The organism is Peptostreptococcus anaerobius 653-L (genome assembly GCF_000178095.1).
Lineage (GTDB): Bacteria > Bacillota > Clostridia > Peptostreptococcales > Peptostreptococcaceae > Peptostreptococcus > Peptostreptococcus anaerobius.
In genome coordinates this window covers 59,366-75,836 of record NZ_ADJN01000018.1, presented here as the reverse complement: position 1 = coordinate 75,836, position 16,471 = coordinate 59,366, and the positions used below count along the sequence as shown (strand labels likewise).

The window sequence follows — 16,471 nt, the reverse complement described above, 5'->3', positions numbered from 1 at the left end:
ATATACTGAGGTAGATATTCTTGCTATATACTAAAGCAGGTTTAGGGATTTTAGGGCGAATATCCATAGGGTAAATGTAACTGATGAGAATAGGGTAGTCAAGACAACTATATTGGACATAAGTATGTGGTCATTGTCCATCTCCTTTGCCATTACATATCCAGATATTGCTGATGGTGCTCCTAGCATAATTAGGATTGCTATAAGGCTAGGTCCCCTGAAACCTAGGTATACTGCTAGTGGTATAAAGGCAAGTGGCAACAAGACTAGCTTGATTAGGCTTGCCATAGCAGCTGGTATGAGCCTGGATTTTATATCAGTCATCTTGAAATTGGCACCTAGAGATATTAGCATTAGGGGAACACCTGCAGCCCCTATTGTTTTGACTGGTTTAAGAACTATTGGCGGTAGGTCTATATTTAGTAGACATACAAGAAATCCTACCATTATACCTATAATAAGTGGATTTTTGATTATAGATTTTAAGATAGTTTTTAGGTTGAGAGCCTTTTTTTGACCTCCATTGTACTTGTTTGCAGAAACAGTCAGTATAACAACTGAAAATGCATTGAATATAGGAACAGAGGCGAGTATCATCATAGGCACCATGCCAGAGTTACCGTATATATTTAGGGCGAAGGGCATACCCAAAATAGCAGCACTACCCCTGACAGAACCCTGCGTAAAGGATCCTACCATGGTCTTGTCTTTAACAAAGGCAGCTGACAAGATCCACATTATAAAGAACATTGCAAGAGTTACCAAAAAGCAAAAAACTATAAATTTGACATTGTCTGCAAATTTGACCTTTATAGTAGCGATATCGACCATAAGTACAAGCGGCAGACATACGTAGAAGGCCAGCTTGTCTGAAACACTCGTCCACTTCTCGTCAATAATTCCCAACTTTATAAATAATTTACCTGCTATTATAACTATAAAAACAGGTATTGTTGCGTTTAGGGCAAATATAAAATTTTCCAAGATATCACCTCATTATTTAATATATAGTTTATAGTAAAATAATTATTATGTAAAGAATAAATCCATCTCTATATTTATGGATTTAACTAATAAAACTACTTTTTAGTATAGCACACATAAAATAGGCATACAAGTTGGATAGAACTAGATAAAAGATAAGTTGGTCTACCTAATATACATATATATATGATATAATAAAGTGTTAAAAGGAGTGATAAAATGAAGGCTTATTTAGACAATAGTGCAACTACAAAGCCATATAAGGAAGTTGTCGAAGAGATGGTATTGGCCCTTACAGAGGACTATTATAATCCGTCGGCTGCCTATAGGAATGGTTTTACGGTTGAAAAGAAGATAAAGAGTATTAGACAGAATATAGCTAGGAGCCTAGGTGTAGAGGACAAACATATAGTATTTACATCAGGAGGCACTGAGTCAAACAATGCAATCATAAACAGTGTTGCCAAGCTCAATAAAAAGAGAAGAAATCATATCATAACAAGCCAGATTGAGCATCCGGCTGTTTTGAATACAATAGCAGCCCTAGAGGAAGAGGGATTTGAAGTTACAAGACTAGGAGTTGACCAAAGTGGTAGGATCAACCTCGACGAATTAAGGGCAAGCATAAATGATAGGACTTGTCTTGTCAGCATTATGTATGTAAATAATGAGATAGGAGTAGTAGAGCCTGTAGAGGAAATAGCGAGACTTATCAAGTCTATAGACCCTGATATATACTTCCATGTTGATGCTGTCCAGGCCTATGGAAAGATAAACTACAAGTTGTCAGATATTGATATAGATTTTATGAGTGTTAGTGCCCACAAGATACATGGTCCTAAGGGAGTCGGATTTATGTATATTAGGGACCTGAACAAGTTTTATCCACTTATAAGGGGTGGTGGTCAGGAGTCAAATATGAGACCTGGAACTGAAAATGTGCCTGGTATATATGGTCTAGGCAAGGCCGTAGAGATATTATTTGACGATTTGGACTCTAAGATAGACAAGATGAAGTCTATGCGTGACTACTTATATTCACAAATAGAGGCTAATATCAAGGATATAAGGCTAAATTCAGACCTTGAAAAAGGAGTATGTCACATCTTGAGCGTGTCTTTCAAGGGGGTAAAGGGTGAGGTGTTACTTCACTACCTAGAGGAAGATGATATATGTGTATCTACAGGGTCTGCTTGTTCATCCAAGAAAAAGGGGTCTCATGTCCTAAATGCCATAGGTCTAGATTCAGAATATATAGATGGGACAGTGAGATTTAGTTTATGTTATGAGACTAGCAAGGAAGAGATAGACTATGCAGTTGAAAAATTAAAGAATTATGTAGAAACAATAAGGCTCCTATCAGGAAGAAATAGAAGAAGGTAATATTATAATATGAGAAAAGGAGAATAAATGTACAATATATTAATAGCAAAATACGGTGAGATAGGTGTAAAGGGCAAGAATAGGTACCTATTTGAAAACAAGCTTATAAGAAATATCAGAAATATGTTAAAGTCTATAGGTGAATTTCATGTATATAAGGAGTACGGAAGAATATATATAGATGTAGATGATACCAACTACCTAAAGGCTATGGACGAGGTAAGAAAGGTATTTGGAGTTGTGGGAGTTTGTCCTGCTATAAAAAGAGAGAAGGACTATGATGTCTTAAAGGAGACAGCCCTTGAATTATTAAAGGAAAAAGTAGAAAAAGGAAATATTGAAACATTCAAGATAGCATCAAAGAGGGGGGACAAGTCTTTTAAGTTTACTTCTCAGGAGATGTCTATAGATATAGGTGGCTATGTACTGTCAAACCTAGATAACAAGTCTGTAAAGGTAGATGTTAGAAATCCTCAGATAACTATAACTTGCGAGTATAGAAATGAGCATACCCTAGTCTATGCAGATTCTGTTGCTGGTTACGGTGGTCTTCCTCTTGGAACAAATGGCAAGGCTATGTGCCTTCTATCAGGTGGTATAGACTCACCTGTATCTTCATGGATGGTAGCCAAAAGAGGAGTGGATATAGAGGCAGTTCATTTCCATTCGTATCCTTTCACAAATGAAAGGTCTCAGGAGAAGGTTAGGGACCTAGCTAGGATCCTATCAAAGTACTGTGGACCTATCAAGCTACATATGGTAAACACTCTAGATATACAAAAGGCAATAGCAGAAAATTGTAATGAAGAAGAGACTACAATCCTATCTAGAAGATTTATGATGAGAATAGCCCAGCAAATAGGTGAATCAAGGTACTGTACTGCCCTTGTAACAGGTGAGTCTATAGGTCAGGTTGCATCTCAGACTATGCAGGGATTATATTGTACTAATGCATCTGTAACTATGCCTGTATTTAGACCGCTAATAGCAATGGACAAGATAGATATTATAAAGATTGCAGAAGATATTGGAACTTATGAGACATCTATTATACCTGAAGCAGACTGCTGTTCACTATTCTCACCTAAAAAGCCAGTCACTAAGCCAAGACTTGAGAGAATAGAAAAATCAGAGACTAAGTTGGATGTTGAAGGACTAATAAAATCAGCAATAGAAAATTCAGTTATGGAAACTATATCATTTGAATAGATAAAGAAGGTGAAACCATGGCAGATAAAGCCTTAAAGAAGAACAACATAAAAAAAGTAGCCCTTATATTTGAGGGCGGAGGTATGAGGTGTGCTTTTTCGTCGGGCATTGCCAATAGTTTGGTAGAAAATAACTTATTTTTTGACTATATAGCCGGTATATCAGCGGGTACATCAACCTTAGTAAACTATATGACAAGGGACCCTAAGAGGACTAAGGATAGTTTTGTAGGTATTGTAGATGATCCACAGTTTGCAGGATGGTCTTACTTTATAAAGGGGAAGGGATTTTTTAATGCCGAGTATGTATATGAGCATACAGCCTATCCTGGTGGTAGTCTACCTTTAAATTATGAAGACTTCTCTTCAAATCCAGCCTTTTATAGGATTGTAGCCTATGATGTAAAGACAGGAAAGGCTAAGAACTTTTCAAGAGATGATGTGTCCAGCCTATCAGATCTTACAAAGATAGTAAGGGCGTCATCTTCCCTACCGATAGTAATGCCATACACAAAGATAGATGATAAAGTTTACTACGATGGTGGTCTTACAGGTGGAATACCTATAGATATAGCTATTGAAGATGGTTTTGACAAGTTTTTTATTGTTAGGACTCAAGAGAGGGGTTATAGAAAACCACAAGTAAAACACCCTAAAATGACGAGGACATACTTCAAGAAATTTCCTAATGTTGCAGAGGCTATAATAGCAAGGCCTGATATATATAACAAGCAGTGTGACATGGTTGAAAAGCTTGAAGAAGAAGGGAAAGCCTATGTTGTATATCCAGATATTATGCCCATAAAAAATAGGGAGTTGGATAGGGAAAAACTTGAAGCTATCTATGAAATGGCCCTAGACATGGGCAAAAGAGATATAGACAAGTGGAAGAATTTTTTGAGTGACTATGTCGAGGACTAGAAACATATAAGAGTTTAATAATATAAAAAATATAGAGTAGTCATTGTGGCATATCTTGATTTAAGGATTTGCGCTGACTACTCTTTTTCTTTACATAAAATATTTGGAGAGGTAAACTAGTCCAAATAAAAGTACTAGACAGATTACAATTATTATCATAAGAGTATTAAGACCTCTTATTTTTTTCATATGTCTTGCCACTTCTTTCTCTTCATTTTTTTTGTCTAAGTATTTGCTCATATAGTCTCCTGTTCACATATAAAATTTATATATTAAATAGCTTCAACTCAATGTGAAAATATAGATGTATAGTTGAAGATTAATAATATAAATACATAAATTCTTGATAATATAACTGTATACAAGAAATGATAATACAATTAGAGAATAAATTCAAGTGCCAAAATCCTAAACTAGACAAAATATTTTGTTGACACTAGTTAAAATAAATAATAATATAAAAGATGAAAATTAAGCGAATCGGAGGCTAGATTATGAACCTGCAGATGTTGGAAAAGATAATAAGAAACATAGATAATCCAGCTATCATTTTTGACAAGAAGAGAAACCTAATATCAAAGAACAAGCAGTTCGATCAGGTATATGAAGTCTTGAATATAGCCACAGGTGGAGATCTTAGTAAGGTTGAACTAGAGATGAGGGAGTCTAATGTAAGAGGCACTAAGGGGGTTAGGATTAAAGATACTAACTTAATTGGTAGGGAACACAAGATAGTATCTTCAGATGGAGAAAAATACTATCTATATATTTTTAATAGGTTGCTGATACTTGATGATCTTATATCAAATGTTATAGAGCATATTGACGAAATTGTTGTCTTGTTTGATGAAAATGGTACCCTGAGAAAGATGAATGCTATATGTGATGAGCTTCTACCTTTCAAAAGGAAAGATGTACTCAGAAAAAATATAAATGAATTAGTCGGCATGGATTTGGTGGAAAACCCTATCATCATAGAAATGATAGAAAAAAAAGAAAAGGTATATAGGGAAATTGTATATCCAGATGGGAGGGTGATTTCATATACAGCAATACCTATCATAGACAAAGATTCTACATTCAGGGGAGGTATTCTGACAGGCAGAGATGTTTCAAGACTTCTGAATATAGCAAAAAAAGGGTCATCTAAAAAAATAGAGGTGACAGAATATATTAGTAAGAGCCATGAAATAGATAAAATAAAATCTATAATAGCTAGGATAGCCCCCTCTGATACACCAGTATTTATAATGGGGGAATCAGGCGTAGGTAAGGAGATAATAGCAAACACTGTCTGTAACCAGTCCAAAAGAAGAGATAAAAACTTTGTAGCCATAAACTGTGCTTCCATTCCTAGTGAGCTTATAGAGTCTGAGTTGTTTGGTTATGAAAAGGGAGCCTTCACGGGAGCTAAAAAAGATGGAAAAATTGGTCTTATTGAATCTGCAGATGGGGGTACGGTATTTCTTGATGAGATTGGTGAGTTGCCACTTGAAACCCAAAAAAAACTTCTCAGGGTAATACAGGAAAACTCAATTATGAGAATTGGATCCATAAAGCCTAAAAAAGTGGATGTAAGGTATATTTGTGCTACCAACAAGACTCAGGCTGAACTAAGAGACCCGAAAATTTTCAGGCAGGACCTCTACTATAGACTTAGTGTAATTCCAATAGTTATACCACCCCTTAGGGAGAGAAAAGAGGATATACTGGAGATAAGTGACTTTTATATTGAGTACTTCAATGAGAGGTACAGCAGGAGGATAATACTTACAGATGAGGCAAAAAATATATTGATGGAAAATCCTTGGGAGGGAAATATCAGAGAGCTTAGGAATGTAATTGAAAGATTGGTTATACTATCTCCACATGAAAAAATCTACAAGGACCAATTAGATAGGGTTATGATTTTAGGTAGTATAGACCATCTTGGGTATGAAGAGGCAGACGACAGAAAACCAGAAGATGGATATACGACTATAGAAGACCCACATAATCATATTGGAGATGGCTTAACTGATATATGCGATGATTCAATAGTGCTTAGGAATATAAAAAATATAGATGAGGCCCATAGGATTGTAGAGGAAGAGTTACTTAGAAGGGCAGTAAAAAAATACGGTAATATAACAAAGGCGGCAAAGTCTCTTGGTATAAACCCTTCTACGGTTTACAGAAAAATAAAGAGCGGATATATAAACTTATAAAATGGATATGTCAAATAATCAAAAATCTATAGATTATTTGGCATATTTTTTGCTATTCCTTAGAATGTATAGTTATATACTATTACATATTAAAAAAAGGAGGAGTAGTAGAATGAAAAAGAAAGGTAAAATTGGATCTTTGGCTGCAATATTTGGTGTAGCAGCGGTATTATTTGGTTCTCATGCAGGCGGTGGTTTTGCTACGGGTAATCAAGAAACCCAGTACTATGTTCAGTTTGGGTGGACAGCACCCTTAACTGCAGTACTTGCTATGTTGCTTTTGACAGCCACGATGAGAGAGGCTATTGTAATGTATAACAACTTCGAATGTAAGAACTATAAGGAATTATTTCACGAATTATGGAGACCCTATACAAAATTAGAAATTGTGTGGGAGATATACTATTATCTAATGGTTATAATAGCAGTTGGTGCTGTAATAGCAGGTGCTTCAGCTGTTTTTCAAACAATGGGCATCCCATATATAGTATCGGTACTTATAGTGGGTCTAGTCCTATTGTTCTTGACTATCTATGGTGCGGTCGTAGTATCAAGTGCTGCAGGTATTATGTCTATTGTGATAATGATTTGTTGTTTATTGATATTTGTAACTGGCATCAGGTTGAAAACTCCTGAAATATCAAGGATTCTATCAAATTATGAATTTTGGGGAGGCAGCAAGCTAAAGCCATTTGTGCTTATATTTACATATGCAGGTTTCCAATCTGTTGTAATACCATCTTTAGCTGTTTCATCTAGGGAACTGCTAAAGAATGAAAAAGAAGCAACAAAGGCTATGGTCCTATCATTTTTCATGAATGCCATAGCCCTAGCCCTTGCTGTAACTATGTTGCTTGGTTGGTTCAAGGATTTTAGCCAGGCTGGTCAGTTGACACTTCCAACTCTTTATGTTGCCAAACATACTGGAAATGATTTTATAGCTGTTGCCTATCAAGTATCTCTTTTCCTATGTCTGATGTCTACAGGAGTAACTTGTATCTTTGGGCTTGTAAATAGGTTTGAAGACTACGAGAAATTGATGTTTTTAAAGACTAGAACTAAGAGAAGGGCCTTTACAGCGGTTGTAATAATGATAACAGCTATGTTAATTTCTCTAACAGGGCTTAGCAATATAGTTAAGTATGGCTATGGATATTGTGGTTATCTGGGTATAGTATCGATTGTAATACCATTTTTGACCATTGGTGTTTATAAGAACAGAAAGTTTAAAAAAGAACATCCTAACCATGTATGGACTGGATCTGAAGAAAATAGGAAATAGCTGGTTGGATCAAATTAATAAAAATTATTTGCATGAAATCAGATATAGTTTGAGATCTACAAATTAATTTGCAAAAAGCAAAAAATTTGCACAATGCAAAAAGTTATTTTTATAACAATAATAAACAGGTTTTATAGAAATAATCATATAATTATCAAGTGATAAGTAGTGGTTTTATTAAAAGTGGTGCTTTTATTAGGGTAAGAACATCACTTTTTTTAGGTCTTGATTAATAAAGTAATTTTGCAAAATGCAAAAAAATACTTGGCTAAAGCTGATAAATAAACATAAAAATAAACTATTAATCATATTTAAAGTCGAATATAGGCGTATTAAAAAAATATTTGTATAAGTTTGACTCATATATAGGGGATTATATACCTATATATAATTGATATACTTGTGTACTACAAGCCTTTTAAATGCTAGTTTTCATATATAAATTTTGTAAACAATTATCAGTAAATTTTAGTCTATTAGGAGATTTCATAAATAAAAAAATAACAAAAATATAAAAGGTGGCATGCTTCTTGCTATATATAAGGCAGGAAGAGGAACTTCTGATAAATTACTAAATAACACTAGGAGGTAGAGTTATGTCAAAGAAAGGTTTGCCATTAGAAGGCATAAGAGTTATCGAGTATGCAAACTTTGTTGCTGCTCCAGTATGTGGTAGAATACTAGCAGATTGGGGTGCTGAAGTAATCAAGATTGAGCCAAGCTTTGGAGATTCAATGAGAATTGTTGGTATCCAGTGGTGCTTCCCAGCTAAAGAAGATGAAAACCCGATGTTTGAAATAGAGAACGCTGGTAAAAAAGATATCGTAATCGACACTAACACTAAGGAAGGTGTAGAAATTATATATAAGTTACTTGAAAACGCAGATGTTTTCTTAACTAACACTAGGCAGAAGGCCCTAGACAAGTCTGGCCTAAACTACGAAGAAGTAAAGAAGAGAGCTCCACATATCATATATGCTCACTTACTAGGATATGGGGAAAAGGGTCCTGCTAAGGATAACCCAGCATTCGACTATACAGCTTACTATGCAAGAGGTGGTGTAGCAGCATCTCTAATGGAAAAGGGAACTTCTCCAGCCAACCCAGTTGCAGGTCTTGGTGACCATTATGCGGGTCTTGGTCTAGCAGGTGGTGTAGCAGCAGCTCTTTACAAGAGAAAAGAAACAGGCAAGGGCGAAAGAGTTACTGTTTCCCTATTCCACACAGCAGTATTTGGTATGGGTATCATGGTATCTGCAGCTCATTACGGATATAGAATGCCAATATCTAGAAAGAACCCACCAAACCCACTAAACACTACATTCAAGTGTTCTGATGACAGATGGATTCAGATAGCATTCTTCCAGTATGACAAGTGGTTCCCTAAATTCTGTGATGAAGTAATCGAAAGACCAGACCTAAAGGATACTAAGTATTCAACTCTAAGAAGTGCTGTTAACTATGTTGAAGAGTTCGTTGAAATGATGGAAGTTGAATTTGCAAAGAGACCGGTTGATGAATGGTGTGATAGACTTCAGAGCGCAGGAATCCCTTACGAAAAACTTGCTACAACTGAAGAAGTGCTTGAAGATCCTCAGTGTTGGGAAAATGGGTACCTACACAGACATACTTTCGAGAGTGGACACGAAGGCGTTATATTCAACACTCCAGTAATGTTTACAGAGGCTCCAAAGCCAGAATATGTTAGGGCACCAAAGCTTGGTGAACACACTAAAGAAGTTCTAGCTGAAGCTGGTATAGGTGATGCTGAATTAGAGGAGTTAAAGGAAAAGAAGGTAATTCTTTAATATATAAAAGAATCGGTACGTAATAATAGTTAAGATTATTATATAGAAAGTAGACCAGGTGTCGCCCCACCTGGAACCTACTATCTTAGTAGATATGGAGGTATTAAAGTGGAAGCAAATGAAGTAAAAAAGGACGCAAAAACAGCCATAGCTGACTTACTACAAGCACAGTATGACAATGCATTTAAAGATAAAGAAGCAGGAAAGCCAATAGGTTGGGCTACTTCTGTTTTCCCTCAGGAATTGGCAGAAGCATTTGACCTACAGTTATTATATCCAGAAAACCACGCAGCGGGTGTTGCAGCCAAGAGAGAATCTCTTGAACTTTGTGAATTATCTGAGGCTCAGGGATATTCAAATGACCTATGTGCATATGCTAGAACAAACTTTGGTGTTTTGATAAAGGGTCACTCAGATGCTCTACCAATGCCAGAACCAGATTTTCTATGTTGCTGTAACAACATATGTGGAGAGGTTGTTAAATGGTATGAAAATATATCTAGAGAACTAAATATACCACTTATAATGATAGAAACACCTTATAACTTTGATGACGAAATAAGTGAAGAAAGAGTTAAGTATATGAGAGGGCAGTTCGATGAGGCTATAAAGCAATTCGAAAAGATTTCTGGAAAGAAGTTCGACCCTAAGAAACTCGAAGAAGTAATGAAGATATCTTCTGAAAACGGTAAGTTATGGAAGTATTCAATGAGTCTTCCAGAAGGAAACTTCCCATCTCCAATGAATGGATTTGACCTATTTAACTACATGGCGGCAATAGTTGCAGCTAGAGGTAAAAAGGAAACTACAGAAGCCTTCAAATTGCTGATTACAGAGCTTGAAGAAAATGCTAAAACTGGAGCTACATCATTTAGGGGTGAAGAGAAGTACAGAATCATGATGGAAGGCATACCTTGCTGGCCATCAATAGGATTCAAGATGAAGTCACTAGCTAAAAAGGGTATCAACATGACTGGTTCAGTTTATCCTCATGCTTGGGCACTTTGTTACGAAGCAAATGACCTAGATGGAATGGCTAGGGCCTATAGTTCAATGTTCAATAATGTAAACATTGAGAAGATGGTTGACTATAGAGTAAACGCTCTAAAGGATGGTAACTGTCATGGAGCACTTTATCACATGAATAGATCGTGTAAGATAATGTCTTTTGTTCAGTACGAAATGCAAAGAAGAGTAGCTGAAAAAACAGGACTTCCGTATGCGGGCTTTGATGGTGACCAGGCCGACCCAAGAAACTTTGCACAGGCACAGTTTGAAACAAGAGTGGAAGGTCTTGTAGAAGTTATGGAAGAAATAAAGAACAAAGGAGGCGCTCAGTAATGGCTGTTAAGGATATACTAGAAAAATTAGAACATGCATCAAATAATCCTAAGGAATTGTTAAAGGGATATGTAACTCAGGGTGATAAGGTAGTTGGATGTCTTCCAGTTTATACACCTGAAGAGATAGTGCACGCTGCAGGCCTAGTTCCAATGGCTATATGGGGTGGAAATACTACTATAGAAAAGGCTAAGCAGTACTTCCCAGCTTTCTGTTGCTCAATAATGCAGTCGACTTTGGAATATGGTTTAAAGGGAAGTTACGATGAACTATCAGCTGTTATCATACCGGGTATGTGTGATACACTAAACGCCATGACTCAGGTATGGAAGTCTGGTACAAAGATTCCTATGATATGTCTAACATATCCACAGTCAAGAAAGATACAGGCTGGTGTAGATTTTCTTAAGTCTGAATTCAAGAATGTAAAGACTAAGCTAGAGGAATTAGTTGGTCATGAAATAAGTGAGGAATCAATTATAAAGAGTATAGAAATATACAACGAACACAGACGTGTAATGAAGGAGTTTGTTGAGTTAGTTCCTAACTATCTAAATACAATCACTCCTTATATGAGAAATGCCGTTATAAGAAGTGGATGCTTTATGAAAAAGGAAGATCATACTGATCTAGTTAAGGAATTGATTAAGGAACTGAAGGCTATGCCAAAAGAAGACTTCAAGGGCAAGAAGATAATAACTTCAGGAATAATATTAGATGACAAGGGAATTTTAGACGTTCTTGAAAGCAATAATATAGCTGTAGTTTATGACAATGTTGCTCAGGAAACAAGACAGTTTAGAACACTTGTACCAGAAGGTGGCGATGCACTTGAAAGATTGGCTAAACTATGGGCTGAAATTGAAGGATGTTCACTTGCCTATGATCCTCAGAAATTAAGAGGTAAGATGGTCCTTGAAGATGCTAAGAGATTAGGCGCAGATGGTGCAATTTATGCACTTATGAAGTTCTGTGATCCAGAAGAGTATGACTATCCAATTTTCAAAAAGGATATGGAAGAAGATGGTCTACCACATCTTTTAATAGAAATAGAACAAGGAACAACTAGTATAGAGCAGTTAAGAACAAGAATCCAAACTTTTGCTGAAATATTAGCGTAAAACAACTTAGTCGGAGGTAAAAAATGATATTTAAAAAAGAGCACGAATTGGTGAGAAAATCTATAAAAGATTTTTGTGAACGAGAGTTATACAGTACTGATTTAGCTGAAAAGATGGATAGAGAAGGCCTTGAAATGCCCAAGGAATTCCTTGATAAGTTAGCTAAATACAAATTTATTTGCCCAATAGTTCCAAGAGAATTCTCTGGTGCAGGTGCAGACTATGTATCTTATGCAATAATAATGGAAGAATTATCTAGAGCAGATGCATCTTCTGGTACTTATTTAACAGCTGGTGCTTCACTAGTTGCCCTACCACTTATAAACTTTGGTACAAAGGAACAGAAGGAAAAATACCTAAAGCCACTTGCTGAAGGTACTAAGGTTGGTGCATTTGGTCTTACAGAACCAGGAGCTGGTTCAGATGCTGGTGCAACAGCTACTACTGCAGTTCTTGATGGAGACCACTATATCCTAAATGGTAGAAAGTGCTGGATAACAAATGCTCCATTCTGTGACTTTGCTATAGTAACAGCTGTTACTGAAAAAGGCAAGGGAACAAAGGGGATATCTACTTTCATAGTTGAAGCTGGTTGGGAAGGTTTCTCTCACGGAGCTCATGAAGACAAGATGGGTATCAGGGGTACAAGAACTTCTGACCTTATATTCGAAAATGTTAAGGTACCAAAGGATAACCTACTTGGTAAAGAAGGTAAAGGTTTCGTAGTAATGATGAATACACTTGAAGCTGGTAGAATAGGTGTTGCTGCTCAGGCTGTTGGTGTTGCTCAGAGTGCACTTGACGAAGCTATCAAATATACAAAAGAAAGAGTTCAGTTTGGTAAGCCTCTATCAGCTTTCCAGAACACTCAGTTTACAATAGCAGATATGGCTACAAAGGTTGAAGCTGCAAGACTATTAGTTTATCAGGCAGCTCAGTTAAAGGACGATGGTAAGTCTCCAGCGATTGCATCTTCTATGGCTAAGTTCTACGCTGCTGAAGTAGCAAATGAAGTAGCTTATAAGGCTTTACAGTTACATGGTGGTTACGGATACGTTAAGGACTACAGAATAGAAAGAATTTACCGTGATGCTAGAATACTTTCAATATATGAAGGTACTTCTCAGGTACAGCAGATAGTAATAGCAGGAAAACTATTAAAATAGAGGGTGGTGTGAATTTTGAAGATTATTGTATGCGTAAAGCAAGTTCCAGATACGACAGAAGTTAAGATAGACAAGAAAACTAACACATTAATAAGAGAAGGTGTTCCAAGTATATTAAACCCAGATGATGCCAATGCACTAGAACAGGCTCTAGCTATAAAGGACGAGATGGAAGATGTCCATATAACAGTGGTTTCTATGGGACCTCCTCAGGCAGATGTTATGCTAAGAGAATGCCTAGCTATGGGTGCTGATGAAGCAGTTCTTGTAAGTGATAGGGCATTTGGTGGTTCAGATACATGGGCAACATCTAATGCTATAGCTTCAGCTATCAGAAAAATAGGTGAATACGACATCATATTTGCTGGTAGACAGGCAATAGACGGCGATACAGCTCAGGTTGGACCACAGATATCAGAAAAACTGGATATACCTCAGGTTACATACGTTGAGGGGATGGAAATAGTTGGCGACAAGGTAAAAGTACAAAGACAGTTAGAAGATGGATACGAAATAATCGAAGCTCCAATGCCAGTACTTCTTACAGCAGTTAAGGAACTTAATGAACCGAGACACATGTACATAGATAAGATTTTTGATGCCTATAAGAAGGAAATACCGGTATTTTCAATAAATGACGTTGATATTACTCCAGAACAGGTTGGTCTAAAGGCTTCTCCAACAAGAGTGTTTAGGTCATTTACACCAGAAGTAAAGGGTCAGGGTGAAATTTTACGGGGTTCTGATAAGGAAGTAGCTGCTAGACTAGTAAGCGAATTCAAGAAGGCACACATTATATAGTAGGTATTAGGAGAAGATTATTATGGATAGAGTAGATATTACACAGTACAAAGATATATGGGTTTTTGCCGAACAGAGACAGGGAAAAATCACTCCAGTGGTAATAGAACTACTAGGAGAAGGTAGAAAGCTAGCTGATGTTAAGGGTATAAAGCTTAATGCTATACTACTAGGTAAGGATGTAGAAAATCTGGCTCAGGAATTGATTTCTTACGGAGCAGAAAAGGTATACCTAGCTGATGACGAATTATTGGAGAATTATACAACTGATGGATATACAAAGGTTATAGTTGATGCTATAGGTCAAATAAAACCAGAGATAGTACTTGTCGGTGCTACTAATATAGGAAGAGACCTTGCACCTAGAATAGCATCTAGATTAAATACAGGTCTTACGGCAGACTGTACTAAGCTAGAAATAGACGAAGAAGATGGTAAGATCAAGCAGACAAGACCTGCATTTGGTGGTAATATAATGGCTACAATAATATGCCCAGACAACAGACCACAGATGTCAACAGTTAGACCTGGAGTTATGGACAAGGCTCTAAAGGATGAAACTAGAACTGGTGAGGTTGTAAAGTTAAATATAGACCTTAAGGAATCTGATATCAGAACTAAGGTTTTAGAAATAGTAAAATCAGCCCATGAAAAAGTATCTCTAACAGATGCCAATATAATAGTATCTGCTGGTAAGGGGCTAGGAACTCCAGATGGATTTGAACTTATTAAGCAGTTAGCTGACAAGCTTGGTGGAGTAGTCGGTTCTTCAAGAGCTGCAGTTGATGCTGGTTGGATAGACAGAAGCCACCAGGTGGGACAGACTGGTGTTACAGTAAAACCTAACGTATATATAGCTTGTGGTATATCAGGAGCTATACAGCATTTGGCTGGTATGAAAGATTCAGACATAATTGTCGCTATAAATAAGGATGCAGATGCACCGATATTTAATGTTGCAGATTATGGTATAGTAGGAGACTTATACAAGGTTATCCCAGAAATAATTGAAGCTATAGACAGTGTTGCAAAATAGTATAGATACAGTATATAGTATTTTTTGATGATAATTTATAAAAAGCATAGAGTAGTTGCAAACAATATAGGAGGGTTAGTATGAGAATTTTAGCATATCACGTTCAGCCTTATGAGGAGAAAGCCTTTAAAAATTGGGCTAAGAGAAATAACGTTGAGGTAGTTATAGAAAAAGGACTTCTTACAAATGAGTCTGTTGAATTGGCAAAGGGTTTTGATGGTGTTACAACACAGCAGGTTATACCTGTGAAAGACGAGGAAATCTTTAAGAAGTTAAAGGAGTACGGGGTTTCTCAAATATCTTCTAGAACTGCTGGTGTGGATATGTTTGAATTGGATCTTGCAAGAGAATACGGTGTAGCTATAACAAATGTTCCAAGATATTCACCTAACGCAATAGCGGAACTTGCCGTTACTCATGCAATGCAGTTATTGAGGAATGTTGGACATATAAGGTCTGCCCATAAAAAGGGGGACTTTACTTGGAATAAAGATCTTATCTCAAGGGAAATCAGAAATTGTAAAGTTGGTATAGTAGGAACAGGAAAGATAGGTCTTACAGCTGCGGCTCTATTTAAGGGACTAGGTGCCAATGTTATTGGTTATGATGCCTTTAGAGACGAAGAAGGTGCAAAAGACATTCTTGAATACAGGGATACAGTTGAAGAATTATTGAATGAAGCCGACATAGTTTCACTTCATCTTCCTTTGACAGAGGATACACACCATATAATAAATAAAGAAAGAATAGCTCATATGAAGGATAACTCCATACTTGTAAACACAGGCAGGGGCGGTCTTGTAAATGTAGAGGATGTAATAGAGGCTCTTGAGAGTGGCAAATTATTTGGGGCAGGCCTTGATGTTCTTGAATGCGAGACTATGTATGTCAACCAAAAGATAGATCCTTGTAAAATTGAGGGTACTGTTGTAGAAAAACTAATGCAGATGGACAATGTTGTGCTTACTGGTCATTTTGCTTTCTTCACTGAAACTGCAGTAGATAACTTGGTTTCAACTTCATGTGACAACATAAAGAATACTATAGAGACAGGTAGTATTCAAAACTGCATGAACTGTATGGCTTTATAAGTCAAAAATAGGCTTAGAGTTTGTACTTTTAAAAACTTATCTATAGTAGAGAAAATCATAGATTGCATAAATAAAAGGGGCTTTTGACACTTTAGTGTCGGAGGCTCTTTTTATTTTAAAAT

The 16,471-nt window shown here is 36.5% G+C and carries 14 protein-coding genes; 12 read left to right on the top strand and 2 right to left on the bottom strand.

The features are described from left to right. Positions 1 to 30 precede the first annotated feature (30 nt). Complete coding sequence (locus HMPREF0631_RS02720; protein WP_002843260.1) at positions 31 to 984, bottom strand: AEC family transporter; 954 nt, start codon at positions 982 to 984, stop codon at positions 31 to 33. A gap of 219 nt (positions 985 to 1,203) precedes the next feature. On the opposite strand from HMPREF0631_RS02720, the gene HMPREF0631_RS02715 reads away from it, so the two are divergent. From HMPREF0631_RS02715 to HMPREF0631_RS02705, 3 genes are read left to right on the top strand one after another with little or no spacing between them, the layout of a single operon-like run. Further along, the gene (locus tag HMPREF0631_RS02715; RefSeq protein ID WP_002843225.1) at positions 1,204 to 2,367 is read left to right on the top strand and encodes a cysteine desulfurase family protein; all 1,164 of its coding nucleotides are present in this window, start codon (positions 1,204 to 1,206) and stop codon (positions 2,365 to 2,367) included. 27 nt (positions 2,368 to 2,394) lie between these two features. Continuing rightward, a complete protein-coding gene (thiI, locus tag HMPREF0631_RS02710) occupies positions 2,395 to 3,576 on the top strand; it encodes a tRNA uracil 4-sulfurtransferase ThiI (RefSeq protein ID WP_002843286.1) in 1,182 nt (393 codons plus the stop codon). 17 nt (positions 3,577 to 3,593) lie between these two features. Further along, complete coding sequence (locus tag HMPREF0631_RS02705) at positions 3,594 to 4,496, top strand: patatin-like phospholipase family protein (RefSeq protein WP_002843230.1); 903 nt, start codon at positions 3,594 to 3,596, stop codon at positions 4,494 to 4,496. A gap of 90 nt (positions 4,497 to 4,586) precedes the next feature. Here the strand turns inward: HMPREF0631_RS02705 and HMPREF0631_RS09955 are convergent, their stop codons facing one another. Next, positions 4,587 to 4,736, bottom strand: a complete 150-nt coding sequence (locus HMPREF0631_RS09955; protein ID WP_002843245.1) for a hypothetical protein — start codon at positions 4,734 to 4,736, stop codon at positions 4,587 to 4,589. A gap of 254 nt (positions 4,737 to 4,990) precedes the next feature. On the opposite strand from HMPREF0631_RS09955, the gene HMPREF0631_RS02700 reads away from it, so the two are divergent. From HMPREF0631_RS02700 to HMPREF0631_RS02660, 9 genes are all read left to right on the top strand, one after another. Continuing rightward, complete coding sequence (locus tag HMPREF0631_RS02700) at positions 4,991 to 6,703, top strand: sigma-54 interaction domain-containing protein (RefSeq protein ID WP_002843202.1); 1,713 nt, start codon at positions 4,991 to 4,993, stop codon at positions 6,701 to 6,703. Positions 6,704 to 6,815: 112 nt separating this feature from the next. Further along, entirely contained in the window at positions 6,816 to 7,985 is a 1,170-nt protein-coding gene (locus HMPREF0631_RS02695) for a YkvI family membrane protein (protein ID WP_002843243.1), read from the top strand. A gap of 596 nt (positions 7,986 to 8,581) precedes the next feature. After that, positions 8,582 to 9,793: a CaiB/BaiF CoA transferase family protein gene (locus HMPREF0631_RS02690; RefSeq protein WP_002843229.1), complete on the top strand. Its 1,212-nt coding sequence runs from the start codon at positions 8,582 to 8,584 to the stop codon at positions 9,791 to 9,793. 108 nt (positions 9,794 to 9,901) lie between these two features. Continuing rightward, positions 9,902 to 11,134 carry a (R)-2-hydroxyisocaproyl-CoA dehydratase subunit alpha gene (hadB, locus tag HMPREF0631_RS02685; protein WP_002843284.1) on the top strand — a complete coding sequence of 411 codons (1,233 nt, stop codon included), beginning with the start codon at positions 9,902 to 9,904 and terminating at the stop codon, positions 11,132 to 11,134. Beyond that, positions 11,134 to 12,255, top strand: a complete 1,122-nt coding sequence (locus tag HMPREF0631_RS02680; RefSeq protein ID WP_002843213.1) for a 2-hydroxyacyl-CoA dehydratase subunit D — start codon at positions 11,134 to 11,136, stop codon at positions 12,253 to 12,255. Before hadB ends, HMPREF0631_RS02680 begins: the two co-directional genes overlap by 1 nt. Positions 12,256 to 12,278: 23 nt before the next feature. Then, positions 12,279 to 13,421 (top strand): putative isocaproyl-CoA dehydrogenase AcdB, encoded by a 1,143-nt coding sequence (acdB, locus tag HMPREF0631_RS02675; RefSeq protein ID WP_002843251.1) that lies wholly within the window; start codon positions 12,279 to 12,281, stop codon positions 13,419 to 13,421. Positions 13,422 to 13,436: 15 nt separating this feature from the next. After that, the gene (etfB, locus tag HMPREF0631_RS02670) at positions 13,437 to 14,222 is read left to right on the top strand and encodes an electron transfer flavoprotein subunit beta (protein WP_002843294.1); all 786 of its coding nucleotides are present in this window, start codon (positions 13,437 to 13,439) and stop codon (positions 14,220 to 14,222) included. A 22-nt stretch (positions 14,223 to 14,244) separates the two neighbouring features. Continuing rightward, a complete protein-coding gene (locus HMPREF0631_RS02665; protein ID WP_002843234.1) occupies positions 14,245 to 15,258 on the top strand; it encodes an electron transfer flavoprotein subunit alpha/FixB family protein in 1,014 nt (337 codons plus the stop codon). A gap of 80 nt (positions 15,259 to 15,338) precedes the next feature. Continuing rightward, positions 15,339 to 16,349, top strand: a complete 1,011-nt coding sequence (locus tag HMPREF0631_RS02660) for a D-2-hydroxyacid dehydrogenase (protein WP_002843199.1) — start codon at positions 15,339 to 15,341, stop codon at positions 16,347 to 16,349. The last annotated feature ends 122 nt before the right edge of the window (positions 16,350 to 16,471 follow it).

Excerpts from the sequence above, each read along its gene's own strand:
- HMPREF0631_RS02715 (WP_002843225.1), top strand. The coding sequence starts at position 1,204 with ATGAAGGCTTATTTAGACAATAGTGCAACTACAAAGCCATATAAGGAA.
- thiI (WP_002843286.1), top strand. The coding sequence starts at position 2,395 with ATGTACAATATATTAATAGCAAAATACGGTGAGATAGGTGTAAAGGGC.
- HMPREF0631_RS02705 (WP_002843230.1), top strand. The coding sequence starts at position 3,594 with ATGGCAGATAAAGCCTTAAAGAAGAACAACATAAAAAAAGTAGCCCTT.
- HMPREF0631_RS09955 (WP_002843245.1), bottom strand. The coding sequence starts at position 4,736 with ATGAGCAAATACTTAGACAAAAAAAATGAAGAGAAAGAAGTGGCAAGA.
- HMPREF0631_RS02700 (WP_002843202.1), top strand. The coding sequence starts at position 4,991 with ATGAACCTGCAGATGTTGGAAAAGATAATAAGAAACATAGATAATCCA.
- HMPREF0631_RS02695 (WP_002843243.1), top strand. The coding sequence starts at position 6,816 with ATGAAAAAGAAAGGTAAAATTGGATCTTTGGCTGCAATATTTGGTGTA.
- HMPREF0631_RS02690 (WP_002843229.1), top strand. The coding sequence starts at position 8,582 with ATGTCAAAGAAAGGTTTGCCATTAGAAGGCATAAGAGTTATCGAGTAT.
- HMPREF0631_RS02680 (WP_002843213.1), top strand. The coding sequence starts at position 11,134 with ATGGCTGTTAAGGATATACTAGAAAAATTAGAACATGCATCAAATAAT.
- acdB (WP_002843251.1), top strand. The coding sequence starts at position 12,279 with ATGATATTTAAAAAAGAGCACGAATTGGTGAGAAAATCTATAAAAGAT.
- HMPREF0631_RS02665 (WP_002843234.1), top strand. The coding sequence starts at position 14,245 with ATGGATAGAGTAGATATTACACAGTACAAAGATATATGGGTTTTTGCC.
- HMPREF0631_RS02660 (WP_002843199.1), top strand. The coding sequence starts at position 15,339 with ATGAGAATTTTAGCATATCACGTTCAGCCTTATGAGGAGAAAGCCTTT.